Source organism: Roseateles sp. GW823-FHT07B05 (assembly GCF_058794515.1).
On record NZ_JBXAGX010000007.1, the window covers coordinates 82,238 to 108,868 of the forward strand.

The 26,631-nt window shown below is 70.3% G+C and carries 1 protein-coding gene (running past one end of the window); it reads right to left on the reverse strand.

Annotated features, from left to right (window positions below):
* A protein-coding gene (locus AC1Q7O_RS16415; protein WP_492658733.1) for an Ig-like domain-containing protein crosses the window boundary here: on the reverse strand, positions 1-26,631 show its 3' portion. 19,005 nt of this gene lie beyond the right edge of the window; 26,631 of the gene's 45,636 nt are visible here — the last part of the coding sequence; its start codon lies off the right edge, out of view — the gene reads right to left on this strand; its stop codon occupies positions 1-3.

A 26,631-nucleotide genomic window follows, 5' to 3' on the forward strand; every position in this document is an offset into this window, starting at 1 on the left:
TCAGATCGTCAACTTCCAGTCATTGGGCGTCGCCGGCTTGGCGCCCGCCACCCAGTCATTCACCCAGGTGCTGCTGGGCAGCGGGGCGTTGAGGCCGAAGTCCAGCGCCGCGCTGATGCGCACAACCGGCCCAGGCGCCGCCACCAGCGTGGCCGCGGCCGCACCACCAGCAGGCATTGGGCTGCCGGAGCCGGTGGACACGGTATCCCTTGATTCGGTGGGCAGCGGTGCCACGAGGCTGGCGGCGGCGAGCTGCGTTTGCTGCCCCTGCTGCCGGGACAGCTGGTACGCCAGGCCCGAATCCGTCGCGGTGATGCGGCCATCGCGGTTCAGGTCGGCGATGAGCACCGGGTCGATCAGCGGCTGGGCGGCAAAACCCGTGTCGCCTCTTGTGGCGACACGCTGTATCAAAGTGACGTCAGCCATCTGCACCGCACCGCTGCCGTCGGCGTCGCCCGGCACGCCCACCCACTGCACGCCGAGGTCGGCGCGGGCCGTGGCGCCGTCGACCTGCTGGTCCAGCAGGCGCAGCAGCCGGGCGCTGCCGGCCGCGGCGCCCGCCGGCACGCTGGTCGTCAGCGTGACCAGCGCGCGCAGCGCCGCATCGGACAGCGCGCTGCCCAGCGTGAGCTGCACGCCCAGGCGGCCGGCGACGCTGGTGTCCAGGCTCATGACGCTGCCGAGCGGTGCGCCGGCGCCGAGGCTCACCGCGTCGATGTGCAGCAGCGCCGGGTCGTAGGCCAGCTGCACGTAGACGCTGCGGGCGCCGGCGGCGTCGCGCAGCTGCAGGTTCAGCGCCTGGCTGGCCGCGCCCGCTGGGGCGACGAGGTTGCCGATGCTGACAACGGCGCCACTCGCCGCGCCCACCGTGAAGCCGGCGACGAAGTCGTCCCCCGTCGTGCCGTCGGCGTTGCCGTCCAGCGGCTGGCCGTCGGCCAGCGCCGTGAAGCCGGCGGCGCCGGACTTCAGCGTCAGGCTGTAGTTGCCGCTGACGAGCACGCCACTGGTGGTGACGAAGCGCAGGCCCTGGCCGTCGGCATCGAAGAAGACGCTGCCGCCGACGCGGCCGGACGGGCCGTCCAGCCACAGGTCCTGGCCGCCGGTGCCGGCGCCGTAGGCCTGGATCAGCGCCGTGTTGATGACACGGTCGAAGCGCAGGCTGAAGCCGTCGGCCTCCGGCGTGACACGGCTGACGACCGGGCCCACCGGCGGCGCCACGGTGGCCGGAATGGCCGGTACCGCGAGACCCTTGCTGGCGTTGAAGACCAGCCCCGAGTCGGTGGCCGTGACGCGACCGTCGCGGTTGACGTCGACGATGCGGGTCGGGTCGATCAACCCGTAGGCCGCAAAGCCGGTGTCGGCGCGCGTCGCGACGCGCTGGATCAGCGTCACGTCGTCGGTCGTCAGCGTGCGGCTGGCGTTGGCGTCGCCGAGGTTGGCCACGACATGCAGGCCATCGTCGGTGCGCAGCGCGCCGGCGTTGCCGCTGACGTTGGACAGGCGCAGCACCTCGGCCGCGCCGTAGCCGGCGGACAGCGGCACCGTGGCCTGCACCAGCACGAGGTTGCGCAGCGCCGTGTCGGTCACCGCGCTGCCCAGCGTGACCTGCACGCGCAGCAGGCCCGGCTGGACCAGCGTGCTCGTGATGCTGCTGCCGGCGGGCAACCCGCTGGCCAGCGTGGCGCCGGTGACCTTCAGCAGCGCCGGGTCGAAGCCCAGGTCGAAGCTGAGGGTCTGGAAGCCGGCTCCGCGCTCCAGGCTGATGGCGAAGGCGCCCAGCGCCGGGTCGTAGCTGGCCGCCTGGCCCGGGCCGCGGGCGAATTCCTGCACCGCCAGCACGGCGGCGGTCGACGGGGCGACGGTGAAGCTGCGGGTGTAGGCGTCGCCGGCCGTGCCGTCCGCGTTGCCGTCCAGCCGCAGGCCGCCCAGGCTGACGAAGCCGTCGGCGCCCGCGTTCAGCGACAGCTGGTAGCTGCCGACTTCCAGCAGGCCGCCGGTCTTGACGAAGCTGAGGCCGCGGCCGTCGGCATCGAACACCACGCTGCCCGCCACGCGGCCTTGCACGCCGCCGGTGGGGCCGGTGAAGACGATGTCGGGCACGAGGTTGCCGGCGCCGTATTGCTGGATCAGCGTCGGGTCGACGGCCTGGTCGAAGCGCAGGCGGAAGCCGGTATCGGTGGCCTCGAAGCTGCTGACCTTCAGCGTCGGCAGCGCCGGCAGCACGGCCAGGTTGACACGCGCTGTGGCGGTGCCGCCAAGGCCGTCGCCGACGCTGTAGCCGAAGCTGGTGCTGCCGCTGAAGCTGGCGGCCGGCGTGAAGCGCACAACGTTGCCAACGAGGGTGGCCATGCCCTGCAGGCCGGCAGTGTCGAGACCCAGCAGCGCGAGTGCATCGCCGTCGGCATCGCCGTCGTTGGCCAGCAGGCTGGCCACCGGGATGTCAAGCGTCTGGCCGGCGACAACGGTGAAGCTGTCGTTGGCGGCCGTGGGCGCGGCGTTGGTGACCGCGATGCGCACGGTGGCCGTGGCGCCGCCGCCGTGGCCGTCGGTCGTCGTGTAGCTGAACTGCGTGTTGCCGACGAAGCCGGCCGTCGGCGTGAAGATCAGGCGGCCGTTGGCGTCGACGCTGGCCGTGCCTTGCAGACCGGTGGTGTCGATGCCGGTGACGGCCAGCGCGTCACCATCGGCGTCGCCGTCATTGCCCAGCACGCCCGGCACCGCGACGACGAGCTGCTGGCCCGCGTGGACCGTGTAGCTGTCGTCCGCGGCCGTGGGCGCCGTGTTGGTGACGTTGATGCGCACGACGGCGGTGGCGGAGGTGCCGTTGCTGTCGGTGACGGTGTAGCCGAACTGCGTGTTGCCGCTGAAGCCGGCCGCCGCCGTGAAGACCAGGCGGCCGTCGGCATCCACCGTGGCCGTGCCTTGCAGGCCGGCGGTGTCGATGGCCGTCACGCTGACCGCGTCGCCGTCGGCATCGCCGTCATTGCCCAGCACGCCCGGCACAGCGATGACGAGTTGCTGGCCGGCATGGACCGTGTAGCTGTCGTCGGCTGCCGTGGGCGCCGTGTTGGTGACGTTGATGCGCACCGTGCCGCTGGCGCTGGCGCCGTGGCCGTCGCTGATCGTGTAGCCGAACTGCGTCGTGCCGATGAAGCCGGCCGTGGGCGTGAAGCTCAGGCGGCCGTTGGCGTCGAGGCTGGCCGTGCCCTGCAGGCCGGCGGTGTCGATGCCCGTGACGATGATGGGGTCGCCGTCGGCGTCGACGTCGTTGGCCAGCACGCCCGGCACGGCGACGACCAGCGTCTGGCCGGCGTGCACGGTGTAGACGTCGTCCTGCGCAACCAGCGCCGAGTTCGTGACGTTGATGAGGACGGTGCCAGTGGCCGTGCCGCCCAGGCCGTCGCTCAGCGTGTAGCTGAACTGGGTCGACCCGGTGAAGCCCGCCGCCGGCGTGAAGACCAGGCGGCCGTCGGCGGCGATGGTGGCGCTGCCCTGCAGGCCCGTGGTGTCGATGGCGGTGACGCTGAGTGCGTCGCCGTCGGCATCCGCATCGTTGGCCAGCACGCCCGGCACCGCGATGACCAGCTGCTGGCCGGCGTGCACCGTGTAGCTGTCGTTGCCGGCCGTGGGCGCGGTGTTGGTGACGTTGACGGTGACGGTGCCGGTGGCCGTGCCCCCGACGCCGTCACTCAGCGTGTAGCTGAACTGCGTGCTGCCGACAAAGCCGGCCGCAGGCGTGAAGACCAGCCGGCCGTCGGCGTCGAGGCTGGCGCTGCCCTGCAGGCCGGTGGTGTCGACGCCGGTGACGGTGAGCGCATCGCCGTCGGCGTCGCTGTCGTTGGCCAGCACGCCCGGCGCGGCGATGGTGAGGGTCTGGCCGGCGTGGACGGTGTAGCTGTCGGCCTGCGCGAGCGGCGCCTGGTTGTTCTGCTCGACGGTGACGGCCACCGGAGCGGCGGCGAAGGTGCCGTCCTCGTTGGTGGCCGAGGCCTGGATGCTGAAGCTGCCGGCGGCCGTGAACACGTGCGTGGCGCTGGTGGCACCGCCCGCGACGTTGCTGGTGCTGCCGTCGCCCCAATGGATGGTCCAGTCGCTCAGCGTGTCCTGACCCGGGTCGGTGGCGCCCAGCGTCAGCGTGTAGGTCTGGCCGGCGTCGATGGTGGCGGCGCCGGTGGCGGTGAGCGTCGGGGCGACGTCCTTCACGTCGACGTCGAAGCTGGTCGTCGCCAGGCCGCCCGCGCCATCGTTGGCCTGCACGGTGAAGCTGTAGGTGGCGTTGCCATCGGTGGCCGTCCAGCGGATGAGGCCGGACGCGGCGTCAATGGTGGCGCCGGCCGGCGCGCTGGTGAGCGACCAGCTGAAGGGGCCGGAGCCGTCCACGTCGGTGGCGGCGGCCGTGACGCTCAGCGTCTGGCCTTCGTTCAGCGTCTGCTTGGCGATGACGGCGACGGCGGGCTTGTCGTTGACCGGGTTGACGACGAGATTGATCGTCGCCGTACCGGCCTTGCCGCCGGCGTCGGTGACGCGGAAGACGAAGCTGTCGATGCCGTTGTAGTCGGCATCGGGCGTGTAGGTGAGCGCGCCGGTGCTCGGGTTGATGGCGCCCAGCGTGCCGTGGGCGGGGCCGCTGACGAGGCTGAAGGTCAGCGCGCCGCCTTCGGGGTCGGTGCCGGCGAGCGTGATGGGCTTGGCCACGTCCTCGTCGACCTGCACGGTCTGGCCGGTGGCGACCGGCGGATCGTTGGCCTCCATGTGCAGCACCAGCGTGCTGGCCGGGTGGGCGCCGTCCTCGTTGGTGGGCGTGACGCTGACCGTGTAATTGCCGTCCACGCCCGCGTAGGTGTGGGTCAGGCTGCCGGGGTTGCCGGCGATGGTCTGCGTGCTGCCGTCGCCCCAGTCGACGAACAGCGACGTGATGGTGTCGGTGCCGGGGTCGGTGACGGTGTAGGTGAACGTGTAGGCCTCGCCGGCGACGCCGTTGCCGCTGCTGGGCGCCGTGAAGGCCAGCGTGGGCGCGACGTCCTTGACGAGGATCTTGAAGATGACATCGGCGCTGCGGGCGGGCGAGCCGCCGTCGCTGACGCGCACGAGGATGTCAACGCTGCCGGGGCCGTCGGCGGGCGTCCAGCGGAACAGGCCGGTCGCGGCATCCAGCGTGGCGCCGGCCGGGCCGCTGAGCAGCGTCCAGGTCTTGCTCGGGCCGTCGGGGTCGGTGGCGGTGAGCTGCACCTGGATCTGGCTGCCCTCGTTGACCTGCTGGTCGGCCACCGGCGCGATGACCGGCGCGTCATTGACGTTGAGGATCGTGAGGCTGAACGTGGCGGTGGCCGACGTGGCGGCGTTGCCGACTGCGCCGTCCGGGTCGCCGCGGTCCTTGGCGCGCCAGGTGAAGCTGTCGGCACCGATGTAGCCGGCGTCGGGCGTGTAGACCCAGGCGCCGCCGGCGCCCTGCGTCACGGTGCCGTGGGCGGGGCCGGTGACGAGCTCGAACGTGAGGTTGGCGCGGGCGGTCTCGTTGTCGGTGGCGGCCAGCAGCAGGTTGAGGCTGCCGTTCTCGTTGACGCTGGCCGACTGGTTCTGCACCACCGGCGCCGTGTTGGTGGGCGTGACGTTGAGCGTGACGGTGGCCGAGGACACGCCGGTCTTGCCGTCGTCGACCTTGAAGACGAAGCTGTCCGGACCGTTGTAGTCGGCGTCGGGCGTGTAGGTCAGCTTGTGCGTGACCGGGTCGATGGCGGACAGCGTGCCGTGCAGCGCGCCGGTGGGCAGCGTGTAGGTCAGCGCGTCGCCGTCGGCGTCGGTCGCGGCCAGCGTGATCTCGATGCTGCCGTTCTCGGCCACGCTGACGGTGGCGGGCGTAGCCACCGGCGAGTGGTTGCTGCTGCGGTCGATCGTGAAGGTGCGGACGTAGTCGCCGCCCGGCGTGCCGTTGGCGTCGCCGTCCAGCGGGTTGCCGGCGGTGTCGAAGATGGCCTTGGTGCCGGACAGCGTCAGGCGGTACTGGCCCTCGGCCAGCACGCTGCCGAAGTTCAGCGTCAGGCTGGTCTCGGGGAAGGAGTAGAACGGCGTCAGCTTGACGATGACGTCGTCGCCGGTGTCGAACTGGCCGTCCGCGCCGGCGCGGCGCAGTTCGTAGTTGGCCGGGCTGCGGGCGGACACGCCGTTGAGCTTCTCGTCGAAGTCGATCTGCACGGCCGAGAAGGCCAGCGCCGTCGTGCCGCCGTTGGCGGGCAGCTGCGAGATGCCGACGACCTTGGGGCCGGTGGTGTCGCCGGACGCGCCCTGGAACTCGTAGGCGCCGATGTCGTAGTAGACGAGGCCGGGCGTGGGTGTCCACAGCAGCGAGCCGGCGCTCGCCAGGCTGGCCTGGCCGTCGTAGGCGGACAGCACGTAGCTGCTGCCGTTGCCGGCCGACAGGCCCACGGTGGGCGTGAGGCCGGTGTTGCCGGCGCCGTAGTCGAAGCGCACCTTGCCGTCGGCAAACAGCGTCATCGACACATTGACGTCGGTGGTGGTGCCCTCCAGCCGGGCGGCCCAGCGCACGGTGATGCTGGTGGCCGTCTGCGCGACGAAGATGTCCTTGCCGCTGCTGTAGGTCTCGAGGTTGTCCCACAGCGGCGCGATGCGGACGTTGCTCAGCAGCACGTCGGTGGTGTTGGCGTTGCCGTAGTAGTAGTCGGAGTCGCCGGCGGTCTCGAACTGCACGTAGCCGTTCACGTTGACCCACATCTTGGTGTAGGTCTTGCCGTAGAACGTGAAGTCGAAGCCCAGCGCCTGCTCGAACGCGCCCTCGCCGGTGCGGAAGTTCTTGGCGGTGCCGGTGGCAGCGAACTGCGCGCCGGCGTCGGACGGCACGAACAGGTCCCAGCCGGCGCCCTTGTTGGTGACGTCGGGGTCGTTGACGCGGTCGCGGCCTTCGATGTCCTTGGCCGGCGCCAGGTAGGCGTTGCCGGCGTCGATGGCCGGCGAGAAGGCGTCGAGCTCGAAGTTGTCGTCGAAGCCGTTGCCGGTGGACACGCCCTGCTCGCCGAGGATGTTGTCGGCGCCGTCGATGTCCAGCAGCAGCGGATTGCCGGTCTGCGAGTTGGCGTCCTTGCCGGAGGCGGCCTGCCAGGCCGCGAGCGTGGCCTGCGTGGCGCCGTTCCACAGGCCGATGTAGGCGTTGGCGGCCGGGCCGCGGTAGAGCAGGTTGTGATTGCTGACGAGGCCGGACTGGCTGTTGTTGTCCACGGCGATGCCGTAGCCGGCGTCCACGCGCAGGATGTTGTTGACCAGCACGACGTTGGCGGCGCTACCGGTCAGGCGGATGCCCTCGCCCACCGTCTGCAGGATGGTGTTGTTGTAGAGGCCGTCGCCCGCATCCGGGTTGTGGCCGCCCTGCACACGCACGCCCTGGTTGGTGTTGGCGTAGATGATGTTGTTGAACAGGCGGCTGTAGCCCGTGTCGATGACGCCGACCGAGTTGCTGTAGATGCGGTTGCCCTGCAGCACGCCGTCGTAGATCTGCACGCCGGTGGTGTTGGCGTAGATGGCGTTGCCGCGGATCGTCACGTTGGACTGGCTGCCGTCGATACCGATGCCGTTGTGGTGCACCAGGTTGTTCTCGACCAGCAGCGAGCCGTAGACGAACTGGATGCCGTAGCTGGCCTGGTTGTAGACCTCGTTGTTGCGGAACACGTTGAGCGTGCTGCCCCAGTTGTAGAGGCCGTAGCCGCTGTTGTCGTGGACCTTGTTGCCATCGACGATGTTGGCGGTGCCGTTGGCGAAGTACAGGCCGTTGGCGTTGTTGCGGATGTCGTTGGCCTCGACGCGGTTGGCGGTGGCGTTCTCGAAGTAGATGCCGCGGCTGGCGTTGTTGCGGACGACGTTCTCGGCGAGCAGGTTGTTGTCGTTGCTGGCACCCAGCCAGACGCCGTCCTGCGTGGCGCTGCTGATGTCGTTGGCCCGCAGCGTGTTGTTGTCGCTGTCCGCGTTGGTGTTAAACACCACGCCGTAGGCCGCGCCGGTGATGTTGAGGTGGTCGATGGTGACGTTGTCGGCGCCCGAGAACTCCACCGTGTAGGCGCCGGTGTTGGTATTGCCGCGGTTGATGGTGGCCGTGTGGCCCACGCCCGTGGGGCCGCTGACGGTCACGCCGGAGTCGCTCGTCTCGAACAGCACATTGGTATAGACGCGATAGACGCCGGTGTCGACATGGACGACGTCGCCCGGGTTCAGGTCGTAGGCCCGCAGCAGCGCCGTGAGGCTGGCCATCGGGTGGGCGGCATCCTTGCCGCTGTTGAGGTTGTTGCCGATGGCGATGCTGGACTCGTCGCCCGCCAGGCTGCCGTCGTTGATGAAGAACTCGGTGCCGCCGTTGGCGACCAGGAAGGGCTCGTCCGACACGTCCTGCGCGGCGACGCTGCCGTCGCCATGGCGCAGCACGGCGCGGATAAGCGCGGTGTTGCCGGCGGAGGTCTGGTCGGGTGTCCACGCGTAGTGGCCGTTGCCGAAGCGGTCCATGGCCAGGCCCGTGGCCAGCGTCTGCCAGGTGGCGCCGCTGTCCAGGCTGGTCTGCAGGTCCACCGTGGCCTGCAGGTCGGCCGCCGGCACGACGCGCAGGATCTCGATGCCGCTGATCTCGGCGCCCCAGCCATTGGTCTTGGTGATGAGGTCGAGATTGATGCCGTTGCCGCCGCTGGCGACGACGTCGAACTGGCGCACGACTGCCTTGAAGTTCGCACCCGCCGCGGCGCGGATGTCGAAGTTGCTCTGCACGGTGTTGCCGTTGAGCTTGATGTCGAACTGGCGGCTGCCGACGTTGGTGTAGATGTAGCTCTCGGCGAAATGCAGCCGCACGACGTACTGGCCGTCGTCCACCGGCAGCGCCCAGCTCAGCCCCTGGCCCACGGTGCCGTTGGCGTAGAGGTTGGTCTGGTAGACGCTGGCGGGCGCCGCATCGGTGGCGCCGCTGACGTCCACGGCGTCGGTAAAGCTGGAGTAGCTGTAGCCCTGCGTCTGGTAGGCGTTGCGCTGCCAGTAGCCGAGCACCGGGTCGGCCACGGGGCCGGTGTTGCCGGCGTTGATGAGCAGCAGCGGCTCCGTGCGGTTGATGCCGGCGGTGTGCCAGCTGATGTCGGTGGTGGTGCCCACCTCCAGCTTGGCGTAGCCGCCGGGGCCGGTGACCTGGATCAGCGGCGCGGCGCTCTGCGTCGCGTTGGCGGTGTTGCCGTAGGCGCCCATGTCGATGCGCGCGCCGTTGTTGACGGGCTCGTGCACGAAGTCGTAGCTGGGGTCGCCGGCGTCGACGCCGGCCGAGCCGGCGGCCAGGCGGAAGTCGTCGTCGCGGCCGGTATCGCCCTGCACGCGCTGCAGGCGGATGGCGTCGGCCGTGAACTTGCCGTAGGCGCCGGTGTCGGTGACGCGCACGGTCAGCGTGCTGCCGCTGACGACGACGGTGGCGATCTCGCGCCACTTGGCGCCGTCGGCTGTGAAGTCGTTGGGCAGGCTGTTCTGCGCGGTGCGCTGGAAGCTGACCAGGTTGCCCGGGTCGGCCAGGCCGTCGTAGATCTCGTAAGGCGTGTTGCCCGCGTAGCCGCCGTTGGTGGCGTGGTTCCAGGTCGCCGCGATCTGGTAGGTGCCCGGCGCCAGGTCGGTGAAGGTGTAGGTGGCGACATTCGCGCCGGTGCCGTAGTAATTCCCGCCGGCCTCGCGGCGGTCATTGCCGTAGCCGGGCGTGCCGGTGGTGACGGTCGTGAAGCTGCCGGTGAAGCTGACGCCGATGTCGCCATCGTCCAGGATGACCGCGGCGCCGATGGCCTGCTTGGACCAGCCGTAGACGCCGTCCGCGCCGTCCACGTCGCGGAACTGCACGGGCGCGACCTGGCTGTGCGTGTCGTTGGCGGTCTCGAAGCGCCAGGTCAGCAGGTTGGAGAAGTCCACGCCCTCCCAGTTCATGCCGACGAAGGCCAGCGGGTCGGTGCCGCTGAAGAGGTTGTAGTCGCTGTCGAAGCCGCGCTCGGCGTTCGCAGGCACGACGATGGCCGTCGCGTCGGTCAGGTCGAAGATGTTGTTGCGCAGCCGGACATTGGTGGCGTTGGCCTCCACCTCGATGGCGCGGCCGCCGGTCTGGCGGATGGTGTTGTTGTAGAAGCCGTTGCGGTCGTCGCCGCTGCGGCCGCCTGCGATGCGCACGGCCGTGACGTTGGCCCACAGCACGTTGTTGCGCACCATGTCCGAGCCGCTGTCGCGCAGGCCGGTGGTGTTGCTGTAGATGCGGTTGTCCCAGATCGTGCTGCTGGACGCCTCGATGCCCATCGTGTTGGCGTAGACCTGGTTGCCCACCAGCTCGGCGCCGCCGGCGGAGATGCCGGTGCCGTTCTGGCGCAGCACGTTGTTCTCGGCACGCACGCTGTTCAGCGACAGGCCGGTGCCCGAGCCCCAGACCTCGTTGCCGCGCAACAGGCCTTCGTAGGACACCGAGAAGCCGGTCGTCACGTCGTGCACGCGGTTGTTGGTGAACAGCGGCCCGTCATTGGCCTCGTCGCCGGCCGACCAGCTGTAGATGCCGGTGGACTGGTTGTAGACCTCGTTGCCGGTGACGATGGCGCGCGTGGCCTGCTGGACCTGGATGCCGGTGGAGTTGCCGTTGTCGTGGACGATGTTGCCGGTGACCAGCGCGTCGTCGACGTTGACGCCCACCCAGATGCCGCCGCTGCTGTTGCCAGTGACTTCCAGGTTCCTCAGCGTCGCGCGGTGCGAGCCGCTGTTGTCGCCCAGCACCAGGCCCCACTGGCCGCCGCTGAGCTTGAGGTTCTCCAGCGTCACGTCGGTGGCGCCGGACAGCAGCACCGTGTACTGGCCGCCATTCGTGTTGCCGCGGTTGAACTCGGTGACGGCGTGCAGCGCGCCGACGATGTGCACGCCGGAGTCCTTGGCCGTCAGCGTGTAGTTGGTGATGAGGTTGTAGCGGCCGCTGTCGACATAGATGGTGTCGCCCGGGCCCACGTCGTAGGCGCGCAGCAGCGCCGACAGGCTGGCCATCGGGTGCGCCGCGTCCTTGCCGCTGTTGGCGTTGTCGCCCACGGCCGTCGTGTACTCGTCGTTGCTGAGCGAGCCATCGTTGACGTAGTAGGCCTTGCCGCCGTTGGCGATCAGGAAGGGCTCGTCGGACGTGTCGGTCGCCAGCGTGGCGCCGCTGCCGTTGACGGCGATGGCGCGGATCAGCGCCGTGTTGCCGGCGGTGGCGAAGTCGGGCGTCCACGTCGCGCGGCCGTTGCCGAAGCGGTCCATGGCCAGGTTGCTGGCGATGGTGTTCCACGACAGGCCGTTGTCCAGGCTGACCTGCAGGTTGACACGCGCGTTCGCATCACCCGCGGGCACGACGCGCTGCAGCTCGATGCCGCTGATGAGCGCACCGGCGTTGACCGTCTTCGTGATGAGGTCGAGGTTGATGCCGTTGCCGCCGCTGGCCGTGACGGTGAACTCGCGCACGACAGCCTTGAAGTTGGCGCCCGCCGTGGCGCGGATGTCGAAGTTGGTCTGGACCGTGTCGCCGTTGAGCTTGATGTCGAACTGGCGCGTGCCGTTCTGGGCGTAGTAGTAGCTCTCGGCGAAATGCAGGCGGATGACGTAGCTGCCGTCCGCCACCGGCAGCGCGTAGCTCAGGCCCTGGCCTACCGTGCCGTTGGCGTACATGTTGGTCTGGTAGACGCTGGCCGGTGCCGGGTTGACGGCGCCGCTCAGGTCCACCGCGTCGCCGAAGCTGCTGTAGCTGTAGCCCTGCGTCTGGTAGGCGTTGCGCTGCCAGTTGCCCAGGGCGCCACCGGCCACCATGCCGCCGTTGCCGGCGTTGATGGCCAGCACGGGCTCGGTGGGCAGCAGGCCGGCGCTGTGCCACTCGATGGTGGCGGCCTCGCCCACCGTCAGCTTGGCGTAGCCGGACGGGCCGGTGACCTGGATCAGCGGCGCCGGGCTCGGCGTGGCGCCGGCGGTGTTGCCGTAGGCGCCCTGGTCGACGCGGGCACCGTTGTTCAGCGGCTCGATGTTGTAGGGCAGCGTCGGGTCGCCGCCGTCCACGCCGGCCGAGCCGGCGACGAGGTGGAAGTTGTCGTCCGCGCCGCGGTCGCCGCCGATGCGCTGCAGGCGCAGGCCGTCGGCAACGATCTTGCCGTAGGCGCCGGCGTCGCTGATGCGCACGGTCAGCGTGTCGCCGGTGATGACGACGGTGGCCAGGTCGCGCCAGTTGGCGCCGTTGGCGCTGTAGTCGCCGGGCAGGCTGTTCTGGCCGGTGCGCATGTTGCGCACCAGATTCGCCGCCGTCGCCGTGCCGTCGTAGAAGCTGTACAGCGTGTTGCCGCTGTTGCCCGACGTGCTGCTCCAGGTGCCGGCGATGACGTAGGTGCCCGCCTGCAGGCCCGTGAAGGTGTAGGTGGCGGTGTTGCTGCCGGTGCCGTACTGGTTGCCGTTGGCCTCGCGGCGGTCGCCGCCCAGCCCGGATGTCGCGGGCGTGCCGGTGGCGACCGTCGCCCAACTGCCGCTGAACGTGACGCCCGCATCGCCGTCGTCGAGCACGGTCGCGCTGCCGATGGCCGCGCCATCCCAGCCGGACAGGTTGTCGGCGCCGTCGGCGTCGACGTAATTGGGCGTGGCCACGCGGCTGTGCAGGTCGTAGCCGGTCTCGTAGACCCAGTCCGGGCGGCTCGTGAAGTCGCGGCCTTCCCAGCGCGTCAGCACCGTGCCCGCCTGCTGGCTGAAGAGGTTGTAGTCGCTCTGGAAACCGGACTCGCTGTTCGGGTGAACCGAGATGCCGGTGGCGCCGCTGCGCAGGTCCAGGATGTTGTTGACGATGCGCGCGTTGCTGGCGTTTTCCACGATCACCGCCGTGCCGCCCGTCTGCACGATGGTGTTGTTGACGACGCCGTGCAGCTCGGTGCCACTGTGGCCACCGGTCAGGCGCACGCCGTTGGTGTTGTCCCAGATCAGGTTGTTGACCAGCAGCGTGTTGCTGCTGGCGTTGACGCCCAGCGCGTTGTCGTACGCACGGTTGCCGCTGGCCACCAGGCTGTTGAGGTTGAGGCCGGTGGTGTTGGCGTAGACGGTGTTGTTGGTGACCGAGACGCTGCCGGCGTCGATGCCGGTGGTGCTGCCCCACACGGTGTTGCCGCTGACGTCGTAGTTGCTGCCGGCGGCGATGCCGGTACCGGCCGCCCACACGGTGTTGTTGCGCACCCAGCCGTCGTAGGACTCCGAGATGCCGGTGGACACGTCGTGGACGAGGTTGCCGATGACCATCGGGCCGTCGCTGGCCTCGTCGCCCGACGACCAGGTGTAGATGCCGGTGGACTGGTTGTAGACCTCGTTGCCGCTGATCAGCAGGCGCGTGGACTGCTGGCCCTGGATGCCGGTGCTGCTGCCGTTGTCGTGGACGACGTTGTTGATGACCTTGCCGTCGTCGATGTTGATGCCGACGTAGACGCCACCCGAGCTGTTGCCGCTGATGTCGCTGTTGCTCAGCGTGAAGCGGTGGGCCGTGGAGTTGTCGTTGACGACAAAGCCCCACTGGCCGCCGGTCAGCGTCACGCGGTCCAGCGTCACGTCGGTGGCGCCGGTGCCCAGCACGAAGGCGTACTGGCCGCTGTTGGTGTTGCCGCGGTTCAGCACCGAGGCGTGGTTGACGGCGCCACGGATGACGACGCCGCTGTCCTGCGCGTCCACCAGCAGGTTGGTGGACGAGTTGTAGACGCCGGTGTCGATGAGGATGAGGTCGCCCGGTTTGAAGTCGTAGGCGTTCAGCAGTGCCTGCAGCGAGGCCTTGGGCTTGGACGCGCTGCGGCCGTCGTTGGCGTCGTTGCCGATCGCCGTGGCGTACTCGTCGCCGACCAGCGAGCCGTCATTGACGTAGAAGACGCTGACGGTGCTGGCGAGGTTGAACGTCGCGTCGGACTGGTCCTTGACCGCCGGCTGCGTGGCGGAACTGACCCGCAGCACGTAGTCGCCACCGGGGAACTGGCCGTTGCCCGGCGTCCAGTCGAACACGCCGTCATTGGCCTCGTTGGCGGCGACGGAGAACCAGCTGTTGCCGTCCAGGCTGATGTCGAGGTTGACGTTGCCGGCAAAGCCGTCGGAGCGCCAGCGCACCGTGAAGGTCTCGCCCTCGGCCACGGTCTCGCCGCCGTTGGGCGTCATCACGCGGACGTAGACGGCCGGGCTCAGCGACGCGTAGGCGGTGTTGCCGTCCGAGCCGATGTTGACGTAGCCGCCTCGCGGCGTGGGCTCGCGGTCGAAGGGCTGGTCGAGTGCGCCGCGGTCGATGCCGGGGCTGTCGGCGCCGTCGCGCACCAGCGTGCCCGTCAGCAGCACGGGCAGGCCGCCCGCGCCCAGCACGGGGGCCAGCGATGCGCCGTGGAAACTGCCCTGCGTGCTCTGCAGGTGGAAGTCGTCGTCGCGGCCATCGCTGGCCGGGCCGGCGTAGCCGAGGTTGCCGTCGGCACCGTCGATGTCGACGAACAGCGGGTCGGTGGCCTGGCTGTCCAGGTCCTGGAAGTTGGCCTGGCGCCAGCTGGTGAGCGTGGCGCGCTGCGTGCCCTGCCAGATGCCCACGGCCCCCTGGAAGATGTTGAAGTTGGACGTGAAGCCGCTCTGCGAGTTGGCGTCGATGTTCAGTGCCACGCCACCCGCGCCCAGGCCCACGGCCCACAGGATGTTGTCGATGAACTTCGCGTTGCCGGCAGAGCCGTACAGCTGCACCGCGTCGCCGGTGGTCTGGTAGACCGTGTTGCCGATGAACTGCGGGCTGCTGCCCTGCAGTTGCACGCCCACCGACGCGTTGCCGTACACCAGGTTGCTGCGCAGCACGCTGTTGCCCTGGCTGTAGACGCCCACCAGGTTGCCATAGACGGTGTTGCCGGTGGCCGTGGACGTGCTCATCCACAGGCCCGTGCCGTAGTTGTAGCCGGTGGCCGGGTTGTTGTTGTAGATGCGGTTGTCGGTTGCCGTGCTGCTGGACAGGTACAGCCCGTTGGCATTGCCCTGGATGACGTTCTGGCGCGCCTCGCCACTGCTGACGGCCAGGCCGTAGTTGCCGCTGCCCAGGTTGCCGCTGGCCGTGTTGCCCTGCACCAGCGCGTTGCCGCTGATGCTGGCGCCGCCGTTGCCGTTGTTCAGGAAGCGGTTGCCCAAGCCCGTGCCGAGGGCGCCGCCCACCAGCGCCTGGCTGCTGCCGCCGACGTTGTACGACAGGCCCGTGCCGGTGTTGCCCTGGAACAGGTTGCCTTGCACGCGCACCGCGCCCGGATACCAGAGGTTGGCGCCGACGCCGAAGTTGTCGGTCAGCATCGAGTTGGTCAGGAAGCCCAGGCTGCCTTCGGCGTAGAAGCCGCCCTGGCCGCGGTTGCGGCTGGCGGTCAGCTGGTCGATGCCGCCCAGTGTGCCGCTCAGGTACAGGCCGGTCTGGCCGTTGTCATGCACGTTCAGGCCGGTCCAGGTCTGCAGGCCGGCGTTGACCTGGCTGGCGTAGATGCCCTCGTTGACATGGCCGTAGGCCTCGATGCGGCTCAGCTCCACCGCGTCGGCGCCGCCGGTCAGCAGCAGGCCGCGGTTGGCGTCGCGCAGCACGAGGTTGCTGATCGTGACGAAGTCGGTGTCCGACAGGTCCAGCAGCGCCCACGCGCGCTCGTTCGGCACGATGGGGAACAGCGTCGCCAGGTGGCCGCCCTGCGTCGGGCCGGTGAGGCGGAAGCCCTCGTCGATGCCGAAGCCGCGCGTCGCGGTGCCCGACAGCGTCAGCGACTCCAGCAGCGCGTAGTCGCCGGTGTCGACGTACAGCGTCGCGCCGGCCTGCAGGTCGTAGGCGCGGAACAGGTTGGTGACGTTGGCCTTGGGCGCGCCGGCGGACTTGCCGGTGTTGCGGTTGTCGCCGGCAGCCGTGGCGTATTCGTCGCCGGCGGCGCTGCCGTCGTTGACCCAGTAGGTCAGCCCGTCCTCGGGCACCGTGAAGGGTTCCTGGCTGCGGTCCAGCACGGCCGCGTTGGTCACCAGGCTGACCTGGATGCGCAGGCCCTTGGTGCCGAAGTCGATGCCGCTGTTGCCCGGGATCCACGTGAACTGGCCGGAGTCGGGCGTGGCCGACACGACGTTGGCCACCCACTTCGGGCCGTCGGCCGTGTCCTGGTAGACGTCGATGCGCACCGGCGAGTCGTCGGTGTTGCCGAAGGTCTCCCAGGTGATGTTCAGCGGCTTGAACTTTTCCCAGTCCAGGTAGAAGTCCGGCGAGCGCAGGTTGATGCGCGGCGCGCCGGCCACGGGCAGGTCCGTCGCCGCATGGCCGTAGGCGCCGAGGTCGCTGGCCTGGTTCTCGCTGACCTTGTAGAGGAAGGCCTGGTCGAAGTAGCCGTCGGCGTTGCCGCCGGTGAGGCGGTTTGTGCGGAAGACGAACTCCACCGAGCGCGTCTGCACCGGCACCTCGGCGCGCTGGCCCACCAGTTCCCAGCGGTTGGTGCTGCCGCCGGCCTTGGCCACGGCGGTGGCGAGCACGTCGCCCGCGGCGTTGCGGAAGATCAGCTGCACCTCGCCGCTGTCCACCGGGCTCTCCACGCCCATGCGGATGCGGCCGCCGAACAGCAGCTCGTAGTCCTGGCTGTCGGCCTGCGCGGCCGTCAGGCCCAGTTGCGCCAGCGTGAAGGTCTGGCGCGCAAAGCCGCCGGCCACGCCGCCGGCGAAGAAGAAGTTGCTGCCCTCGTAGGCCAGCGGCGCGGAGCCGCTGGGCGTCACGAACGCCTGCGAGCCGGCGTTGACTTCCCAGCCGGTCGTGCCGGTCTCGAAGCCCGGGTTGGCGATGAGGTTCTGCTCGGCCGGGTTGCGGCCGTTGTCCACCAGCACGTTGCCCATGTCGATGCCGGGCGAGCTGAAACGCTGCAGCGCCACCGGCTCGCGCAGGCGGAAGTCGTCGCCCAGCACGCTGACGAACTCGGGCCGCGCCCACGTCGGGTTGACGACCGTGGCGCCGATGGAGTGCAGGTCGAACTTCGCGATGTCGGCCTGCCAGTCGAGGATGTCGCGGAAGTCCTTGGTCCAGAAGCCGACCTTGCCGGCGCCCGACGTGAACAGGTTGTTGTAGTCGGAGTAGAAGCCGTAGCGGCTGTCGTTGGCCACGAACAGGTCGTAGCCGGCCATCGCCCACATCAGGTTGTTCTGCACCTCGACTTCGCTGCTGCCGCCTTCGCTGCGCAGGTTGTCGCCGGTGACGGCGTAGAAGGTGTTGTTGAACACCCGCACATCGTTACGGCCGTTGATCTCCACGCCCACCAGCGTGTTGCGGTAGAACAGGTTGTGCAGGATGCGCTGCTCGCTGGTGGCGTTGATCGCGGTCGTGTTGGCCGAGAAGCGGTTGAACTGGATGGTGCCGGTGAACGCGTTGACGCCGGTGACATTGGCCTCGATGAGGTTGGCATGCGCCAGCGTCTCGCCACCCAGCTGGCCGGCGCCGGTGACGCCCACCGTGTTGCCGCGCACGACCTGGCCCTGCATCAGCGCGCCGCCCAGCAGTTGCACGCCGGTCGCATTGGCCTCGAAGGTATTCGGGCGGTCGACGGACGCGCCCACCCAGCCCAGCGCGGCCGCGCCGGCCAGGCTGCTCTTCAGGCCGACGGTGGCGCCGGTGACCGTGTTGCCCGCCAGCTGGTTGCCGGCCGCGTAGTTGACGCCCAGCGCGCCGCCCTGGACGCGGTTGGTCTCGATGACGCCGTCGAACGTGGCCAGCAGGTCCAGGCCGGTGCCTGCGCCGGTGGCGATGAAGGTGTTGCCGGCGATGAGGCCACTGGCCGTGGAGCCGGCGGCGATGCGCAGTGCGGCGGTCGTGCCGGTGATGCGGTTGTCGCGGATCTGCACGCCGGTGGCGCTGTCCAGCAGCAGACCCACGCCGCCGGAGATCGTGTTGAAGCGCAGGCTGGCGTTCTGCACGCCCGCGGCGATGCTGACACCGCCGGTGAACGTGTTGCCGAACAGCCGGGCGCCCTGCCCCGCGGTCAGGCTGACGAGGCCGGCGGCGCTGGTGTCGCTGACGCCCACGCCGTTGCCGGCGATCGTCAGCGTGGACTGCAGCTTGAGGTTCTGCAGCGTCACGTTCGCACCGTCGACGACGACCGCGCCGCTGATGCTGCTGCCCGGTGCGCCCCAGATCATCACGCCGGCATCGGCCGCCGACACCGTGAAGCCGCCCTGGCTGCCGCTGACGACGATGACGTCGCCTGCGCCCAGTGTCTGCGTGTCGAGGATGTTCTGCACCGTGTTCCCGGCCGTGGCCGTGAACACGCGGCCGACCGGTGCCGCATCGGCACGCACGAGGATCTCGGGCGATCCGACCGTCGCGTCTGCCCAAGCCAGCAGGGCCTTGCCGGTCGAATCGACGGCCAGCGCCAGTTGCTGCGGCTCGCCGCCGGTCTGGCTGATGCCGCTGCCGGCGCCGATGCCGCTGGCCTGGCCGGGCAGCACCTCCTCGAAGTGTTGCGTCGTCGCGTTCCACTGGCGCTCGTAGAGGCTGGTGGCCGCGTCGAGCAGCGGCGTGTTGGCCCACACCAGGCGCAGCGACGTGCCGCCGGCCGCCAGCTGCGGCAGGCCCGGGCGGCTCTGATCCTTGATGACGTCGCGCACCGTCACGCCGCCCGCGCCCAGCTGGGCCGTGACAACGGTGGCGCCCTGGTCCGCCCAGGCCTGCCAGGCCACGAACAGGCTGCCGCCGAAGTAGGCGACGCTGGGCTGCGCATGCCAGGTCGAGTCGAGACCCAGCGCCGTCTTCACGGCGGCGCCACCGGACACCCCGGTGCCAGCGTCCGAACCGGCCAGGCCCGCCCACGTGCCCGCGCCCGGCGTGCCGCCTGGCGTGAACTCGGTGACGTAGACCTGGCGCAGCGACGTGCCGGCCTGCACGGCCGAGTACCCGATGGCGACCTTGCCGCCACTGGCCGCGACGCTGAAGTCGCGCAGCTCGGTGCCGACCGCGAGGCCGGTGCCGGTGGGCGCCGCCGCGCTGCCCAGCGCGACCCAGGCGCCGCCGGTGTAGAGCCGGGCGTACAGCCGCAGGTTGCCCGCGGCGTCGTCCGTGTAGACGACGACCGGACCGTTGGCGGTGTTGACCAGCCTGGCCTGCACCGCATGGCCGTTGATGGTGGCGTTGGGCAGGCTGACCCAGGCGCTGCCGTTCCAACGCTTGACGACGATGTCGTGGCTGCCGTCGGCCTGCGTCTCCGTCCAGGCCACGATGGGCGCACCGCTGCCGTCGACGGTCAGCGTCGGCTTGGCGGACGCCGCCGCGCTGCTGGCGGACACGCCGCCCTGCGACGCGCTGCCGCCCAGCGCCACCCACTGCGTGCCGTCGTGCCGGGCGACGTAGATCTCCAGGTTGCCGTTGCGGCTGTCGCTCCAGGCGACATAGCGCTCGCCGGCCGGGCCGGTCGCGACGGCAGGGTCCTGCGACAGGCCCAGGTCGCCGCTCAGGCCGCGCAGCGCGTCGGCCGCGCTGCCGTTCAGGTCGGCCCAGCGGCCGCTGCCCACCACGCCGTCGGGCAGCTGGCCGGCCGCGCGCGGGCTGGTGTCGTCCACCGGCACGGTGGCCGGCGCCGGCGTGGCGGTGACGGTGCCGTTGAAGGCCGCGTCGTCGCCACCGCCGCCGAAGTCGATCAGGTTGGTGCTGCCGCCACCGGTCTCGGCGACGGCCATGCCGGCAACGCCCTGGATCAGGTCGTCACCGCCCTCGCCGTACAGGAGGTCGTTGCCGCCCTGGCCATAGAGCCGGTCGCGGCCCGAGCCGGCTTCGTTGCCATTGGTGCCGAAGTCGCCGTAGAGGTAGTCCGCCGCGTTGTCATCGCCCGCGCCGGTGGCCGCGTGGCCATACAGCGTGTCGTTGCCCGCGCCGCCCACCAGCAGGTCGGCACCCGCGCCGCCCTCCAGCAGGTCGTCGCCCTCGCCGCCTTCCAGCGTGTCGGCGCCGGTGCCGCCGTCCAGGCTGTCGTTGCCCGCCAGGCCTTGCAGCCGGTCCTCGCCAGCACCGCCGTAGAGGTGGTCGTCGCCGTCGTTGGAGCCGATCAGCAGGTCGTCACCGTCGCCGCCGTCGATGAAGCCGTCCTGGCCGTAGCCCTGGTTCAGCTCGTCGTTGCCGGCCTCGCCGTAGAGGCTGTCACGACCGAAGCCGCCGTCCAGCACGTCGTCGCCGCCACCGCCGTACAGCAGATCGTCGCCCTGCTCGCCGAACAGCCGGTCGGTCGCGTTGTCGTCGACGGGCTGGTCGGTCAGCTCGGTCGGCGCATGACCGTAGAGCGTGTCGTCGCCGCGGCCACCGTAGAGCTGGTCCTTGCCCGCGCCGCCGTAGATCGTGTCGTCGCCCGAGCCGCCGTCGACGAAGTCGTCGCCCGCGCCGGCGTCGACGAAGTCGGAGCCGCCCAGCGCCCAGATCTGGTCGTTGCCGTCGCCGCCCAGCAGCGTGTCGCCCTGGGCGCCGTCGCCGCCGTCGTCGCTGCCGAAGAGGCGGTCGTTGCCCGCACCGCCGCTCAGCGTGCCGCCGGCACCGGCGCCGGCCACGAGGAGATCGTCGCCCGCGTTGCCGGAGATCGTGTCGACGCCGTCGCCGCCGTAGAGGTCGTCGGCACCGCTGCCGCCGCTGATGACGTCGTCACCGCCGCGACCGTAAAGCGTCCAGCCCTGCGACTGGGCGGACACGTCCAGCGTGTCGGCCTGCTCCTCCCCCGCCAGCTCGGGGCGGTCGCCCGTCACCGTGCCGCCGATGAACGCGACGCCGCCCTCCGCGTCGGCACTGTGATGGTCCACCGCGAAGAACAGGCGCTCCCCGGCCGTGACGGTGCCGTCGATGCGCAGATCGTCGCCCGCGCTGAGCGTGATGCTCTTGCCGGCCTGCACGCTGCGGCCCTCGCCGACGACGATGTGCTCGCCGGTGGCCTGGCTGTCGCGCGACGTCAGCCGCACGTGACCGGCGCTGCTGATGATGGCACCCGCGTACAGCGCCTGCGCCACTTCGGTCAGCTGCACGCCGCTGTTGCCGCTCGCGTTGACGAGACCGCCGGCGGCGCTGAAGCGGCTGTCGATCTCGATGTCGTCGTAGTAGCTGCCGACGCTGCCGCTGACGGTCAGCGTCAGGTTGTTGCCGTCGATGTCGGAGGCCAGGTCGGACAGGTCGTCGACGAGGTCGCCGGTCAGCACGCTCAGATCGACGTCGGCGATGCTGGAGCGCACGCGGTCGAGGTTGAGGTCACCGGCAACTTCCACCATGAAGATGGAGCCGTCGGCCAGCGCCCAGACGTTGCCGTGGCTGGGGCGGGAGGAGTCGATCTCCAGCGCGTTCGCGTTCGTGCCGATACCGGCCGCGCCGGCCGTCAGGCGCAGGGTGATGCCCAGCACATCGGCCGCAGCGTCGCTGCCGATCTCCTGGATGCCACCGCTGGCCGCCGAGATCGTGACGTTGTTGTTGGCCGCCTCCACGCGCTCCAGCAGCACGCTGCCGCCGGTGGACGTGAGGCTGATGGCGCCGGCCTGCGCCAGCACCAGGCGCGGCAGCGTGATGTTGCCGCCGGCCAGCATCGTGATGCTGTCGCCCGCGGTGACGAGGTTGCTCGGGTACAGGCCGATGCGCGTGCCGGTCTGGCCGCCGGTCACGTTGGAGATCGTGCCCTGCATGGCCGTGATGGACACGTCACTGCCGGCAACGACATGGTCCACCTGCACGGAGCCGCTGGTGCTGGTGATGCGCACGTCGGCCGCCTCGGACCAGATCGACGCCGGTGCCAGCACCTGCTGGCCGGCTTGCAGCGTGACGTTGCCGCCGCCCTGCACGATGCGCGGCAGCGTGATGTCGCGGCCCGCGGTCAGCGTGGCGGTGCTGCCGGCCGTCAGCAGGTTGTTCGTGTAGAGGTTGACCCAGGTGTGCGCGTAGCTGGCCAGCACGTTGGCGATGTCCAGCGCGGCGGTGACCTCGCCGTCGGCGCCGGCGATCAGGTGGTCGGCGTAGACGGAATTGTTCAGGCTCTGCACCGACAGGTCGCCGGTGGCCGCCTGCAGCGTATGCGGCAGCGTGATGTCGCCATTGCTGCGCACGGTGGCGTTACCGTTGGCAATCCAGTTGGCGCGCTGGAACAGGTCCATGCGCTGCGCCGGCGTTTGCGCGATGACGGACAGGTCGGTGCCGGCCTCCAGCTTGCCCAGCGACGTCGTCGACGCGATGGCCTCGTTGCCGGTGCCGAAGAAGCCGACGGGGAAGTCGACGAGCGCGCTGCCCGGCTGGTCGGGGCGGAAGTGGCGAATCCAGTTGGTGGTGCCCAGGTCGGCGCCGGTGCTGGCGTAGTCGATGTGGACCTGCACCTGGTAGGTGGGCGGCACGCCATTGACGATGACCTGGCGCCTGGCCTCGCGCAGCAGCAGGTTGAGCTCGCCACCGGCCTTGAGGTTGCCCAGCGACAGCGTGAAGCCGCTGGCGGCCGGGTCGCGCAACAGGCCACGGATGCCCAGGAAGCTGCTGCCGCCGGACTGGCTGGTCAGCGCGGCAAGCCGGCCTTCGCTCTGCACCAGCTCCAGCTCCAGCCGCTGGCCGGCCGTGCCGATGGCGCTGCCGGCGCTGAGGTTGGCGGTATTGGTGCGCACCAGCGCGGCGCCGCTGAACGGCACGATGCTGCCGCCCACGGCGGCGATCAGCGTGGAGCCCAGCGGGTTGTCGATGACGCCGTTGATCTGCACGTCGGCACCGGGGTTGGTGCTGGTGTTGCGGATCAGCAGTTCGGTGGCCCCGTAGCTATGGCGGATGTTGAAGTGGAACGGCGTCGCGTCGGTGGCCGGGCCGGTCACGTTGTCGACGTCCAGGTTCACCGTCGGCACCGCCGTCGTGTTGACCGGCGCGATGTTGTTGATGCGCAGGTCCTTGGCCGACTCGTTGGTCAGCGTGATGCGGTTGAAGGTGTGGACGAACGTGAACGTCGACTGCGTGCCCTCGACCTTGCCCGGCTGGATGTCGGCGTGCGCCGGGTCGTAGATGCCGTTGGCGCGGAAGTTGGCCGTGCCGACGCTGTTGTTCGTGATGTCGTTGACGATGACAGTGCCGGCCGTGTTGTTGACCGTCACGTTCTGCGCGGTCACGACGTTGCCGGCCGCGTCGACATGCAGCAGCGGGTTGGGGCCGGACGACAGGCGCGCATCGGCGTTGAAGCCGATCAGCTGGTTGAAGCCGTGCGGCGCGCCGGCATGGGCATCGCCACCGTCGTAGCCCCAGGCGCCGTCCTTCTTGGCGCGGGCGCTCCAGCCGTAGCTGCCCAGCTCGGCGCGCACGTCCAGCGCGTGCGTATCGAACAGCGCGCCGGCGTCGGCGGTGACCAGCGACTGCGTGCCGAACTCCGAGAACGCGTTCACGTCGGTGCTGCCGGTGGCCGAGTCGGCCTCGCCCTCGGCATAGGTCGTGCTGCCCATGCCGGTGTGCAGCGTCTGCAGGTTGATGTTCTCCAGCGCGGTCACGCGGGCGCCGGCGCGCACGTTGACGGTCGCGTCGGAGTAGAAGCGGCTGTAGGCGTCGGCGTCCGGGTCCGCATGGGCCGCGGCCGAGTAGGCGTCAGCCGTCACGCGGCTCTGCATGTGCGTCATGCGCGCAGCAAGGTTGACGTCGTCGCCAGCCAGCAGCGTGGCGTTGCTGCCCACGTCCACGCCGGTCTGCTGGTGCGCGCCGGACGAGCCGACGTTCCAGTACATGCTGCTCGTCGACGCGGCGCCGAGGCCGCCGCTGGAGGCCTTGCCGTAGACGTTGCCGTCGAAGGCCGACTCCGACGCCATCGTCACGTTGTGCGCGGCCGTCACGCTGGCGTTGTTGCCCACGCCGGCCGTCGTGCTGTGGTTCAGCTGCACGCCGCCCGACGCCTCGGACGAGTTGATGACGCCACCGCCCTTGGAGTTGGCGTCAACCGTGCCGTTCTGGCTGCTCTTGGACTGCAGCAGCACCGAGCCACCCGACGTCAGCTGCGCGCCGGCGCCGGCCTGGGCCTGCACGGTCTGCGTCGCGTTGACGAAGACCTCGGTGTAGCCCACCGCGATGAAGGCGCCGCCGCTGCTGCCGCCGGTGCCCGCGCCGTTGGCGGCGGAGAAGGCGTCCAGTGTGATGTCGCCGCCGGCCGTGACCTTGGCGTTGTCGCCCACCAGCGCCTTGACGCTGGTGACGATGTCCACGCGCGACTCCGAGCCCTTGCTGCCGAAGATCAGTGCGCCGACCGAGCCGGACGTGGCGCCGCTGGACACGCCGTTGTCGATGGCGTCGCTGATCAGCGACCGCGCGCCACCGGCACCCAGCAACTGGTGGCCACCACCACTGCCGCTGCCGGTGATGTCCAGCTCCAGTTGGTGGCGGCCGGCCGTCGACGCGCCGGACAGCTCAATGCCCTCCGTGCCGATGGTGTGCTTGCCACCACCCGCGCCGATGTCGATGGCCGCGCCGCCCGGCGTGGCCGCCAGCTGGAAGGTGTTGGCGTCGATGAACTTGACGTAGTAGGTGTTGCCGCTGGCCAGGCCGGACAGCGGCGCCGCGCCGACGCGCGCCAGCGTGTGGCCGCTGGCGGCGGACTCGGCCGAGTTGCTGATGTCGATGGCCGTGCCGTTGCCGGCGTTGGTGGCGTTCAGCGCGAGCTTGATGTGGTCGGCGTCGACGCGGATGACGTAGTAGGTCGTGTCTTCCGTCAGTCCGGTGATGGCCGTGGCCGGCAGGTTGGGGCTCTCGATGACGAGGTCGCGGGTGCTGTACTTGACCGCATCGCCGGTGTTGAAACCGTGGCCGGCCACGGTGATGACGTTGTCGCCGGCCTGTTCGACGGCCGAGCCCTCGAAGCGCTCGTCGCCACCGGTGCGGTAGGTCACCTGCTGGCCGTCGACGAAGCCGTGGCCGTTCAGCGTGATGCGCTCGGTGGTCGCGTTGACACCCGAGCTGTAGAAGGTCTTGGGCGGCACGGTGGCCGCGGCGGCGCTGGTGGCCAGCTTGATGGTCTGCGCGTCGATGACGCGCACGAAGTAGGCCTGGCCATCGACGAGGCCGCTGATGCCGGGGTTGCCGGCCGCGTGATAGATGACGCGCTGGCCGTCGCTGAAGCCGTGCTCGACGTCGAACTTGATCTCGTCCTTGGCGGCGTCGACGACCGACGCGTTGAACACCGAGCCGAGCTTGACGGCCGTCGGGCTCTGCACGATGACCTGGTAGTTGCGGCCCTCGACGAGCCCGCCCACCGGCGTGTTGGCGTCGTCGCCCTGGTTGTAGGTGATGGTGTCGCCGGTGACGAGGCCGTGCTCGCCGTTCAGCGTGATGGTGTTGCTGCCGGCGTCGACGCCACCGGCGCCGAACGTCGGGTCACCGATGCTGACGGACTGGCCCTGGCGGGCCTGCACCGTCACGCTGCCGCCGGCCGCGACCTCGGAGCCGGCCGCCAGTTCGGCCCGCACGCTGGGGTTCACGTTGATGTCGGCCTTGGAGATGCTGACTGCGCCCGCGCCGCCCGCGCGGCCGACCGCGTTGCCGTCGCCCTCGGCATTGCCGCTGGCCTTGACGGCCACGTTGCCGCCGACGTTGACGCGCGCCCCGCCCGCCAGCTCGGCCGTGATCGTCGGGTTCACGTTGACCAGCGGTGCCGCGCCGTTGCCGGTCACGAGGCCGCCGCTGGTGGCCTTGGCGACCGCGTTGCCGCGACCGCCGCCAGTGGCTTCCACCGTCAGGCTGGCGCCGGTGACCTGCGCGTTGCCCACGCTGGCGCGGCTGGACGAGTTGGCATCGGCCCGCGCATCGGTGGCGCCGAACGCGCCGAGGCCGTAGGCCTGGCCGTCGCCGCTGGCGATGGCCTTGTCGGCGATGCCGGCCAGCACCTCGGTGCCGCCGTCGGCGTTGACCGACGCGCCATTCAGGATGGCCGCGGACACCGTGGCCGCCGACCCGGCACGCGCATCGGCGCCGTCGATGCCGATGGCGCCGCCGGCCGCCGCCTCGGCACGGGCCGTGGCGCCCTGGGTACCGTCGTGCGAGGCCTGCAGCGTGATGCGCCCGCCGGCATCGAGCACGCCGCCGGCGTTGGTCGTGATGGTGGGCGTGACCTGCGCATTGGACGCCGCCTTGCCGATGCCGCCGAGACCGTAGGCATCAGCCCGCGCCGTGGCCGTGGAGCCGCCGCTGGAGCGCGAGCCGACGAGGATGTTGCCGCCCGCCGTGATGCCGCTGCCCAGCGTCTGCGTGCTGAGGTTGCGCGCCAGCACGGCGCTGGCGTCGTTGGACGCCAGGCTGATGAGGCCGCCGGCAGGCGCCGTCGTGTTGGCGGTGGCGCCCTGGTCGGTGATGGACTGGATGCTGACGTTGCCGCCGGCGTTGATGCCGGTGCCGGCGGCGATGGTGGTCGTCTGGTTGTCGTTGCTGTACTGGTTGTTCTGCGCGTTGGTCAGCGTGCCGCCGGCGATGGCGTCGGCGCGCGAGTTGCCCTTGCCGAGCAGGCCACCGATGGCCAGCGCATAGCCGTTGGCCGTCGCGAGGTTGCCGGACAGCGTCGTGACGCTGAAGTCGCCCGTGCCGGCCGACAGGTCAGCGCCGCTGCCGCCCAGGCTGGTGGTCATGTCGGCGGAGGAATGGGCCAGGCTGTCCGAGCCCATGCC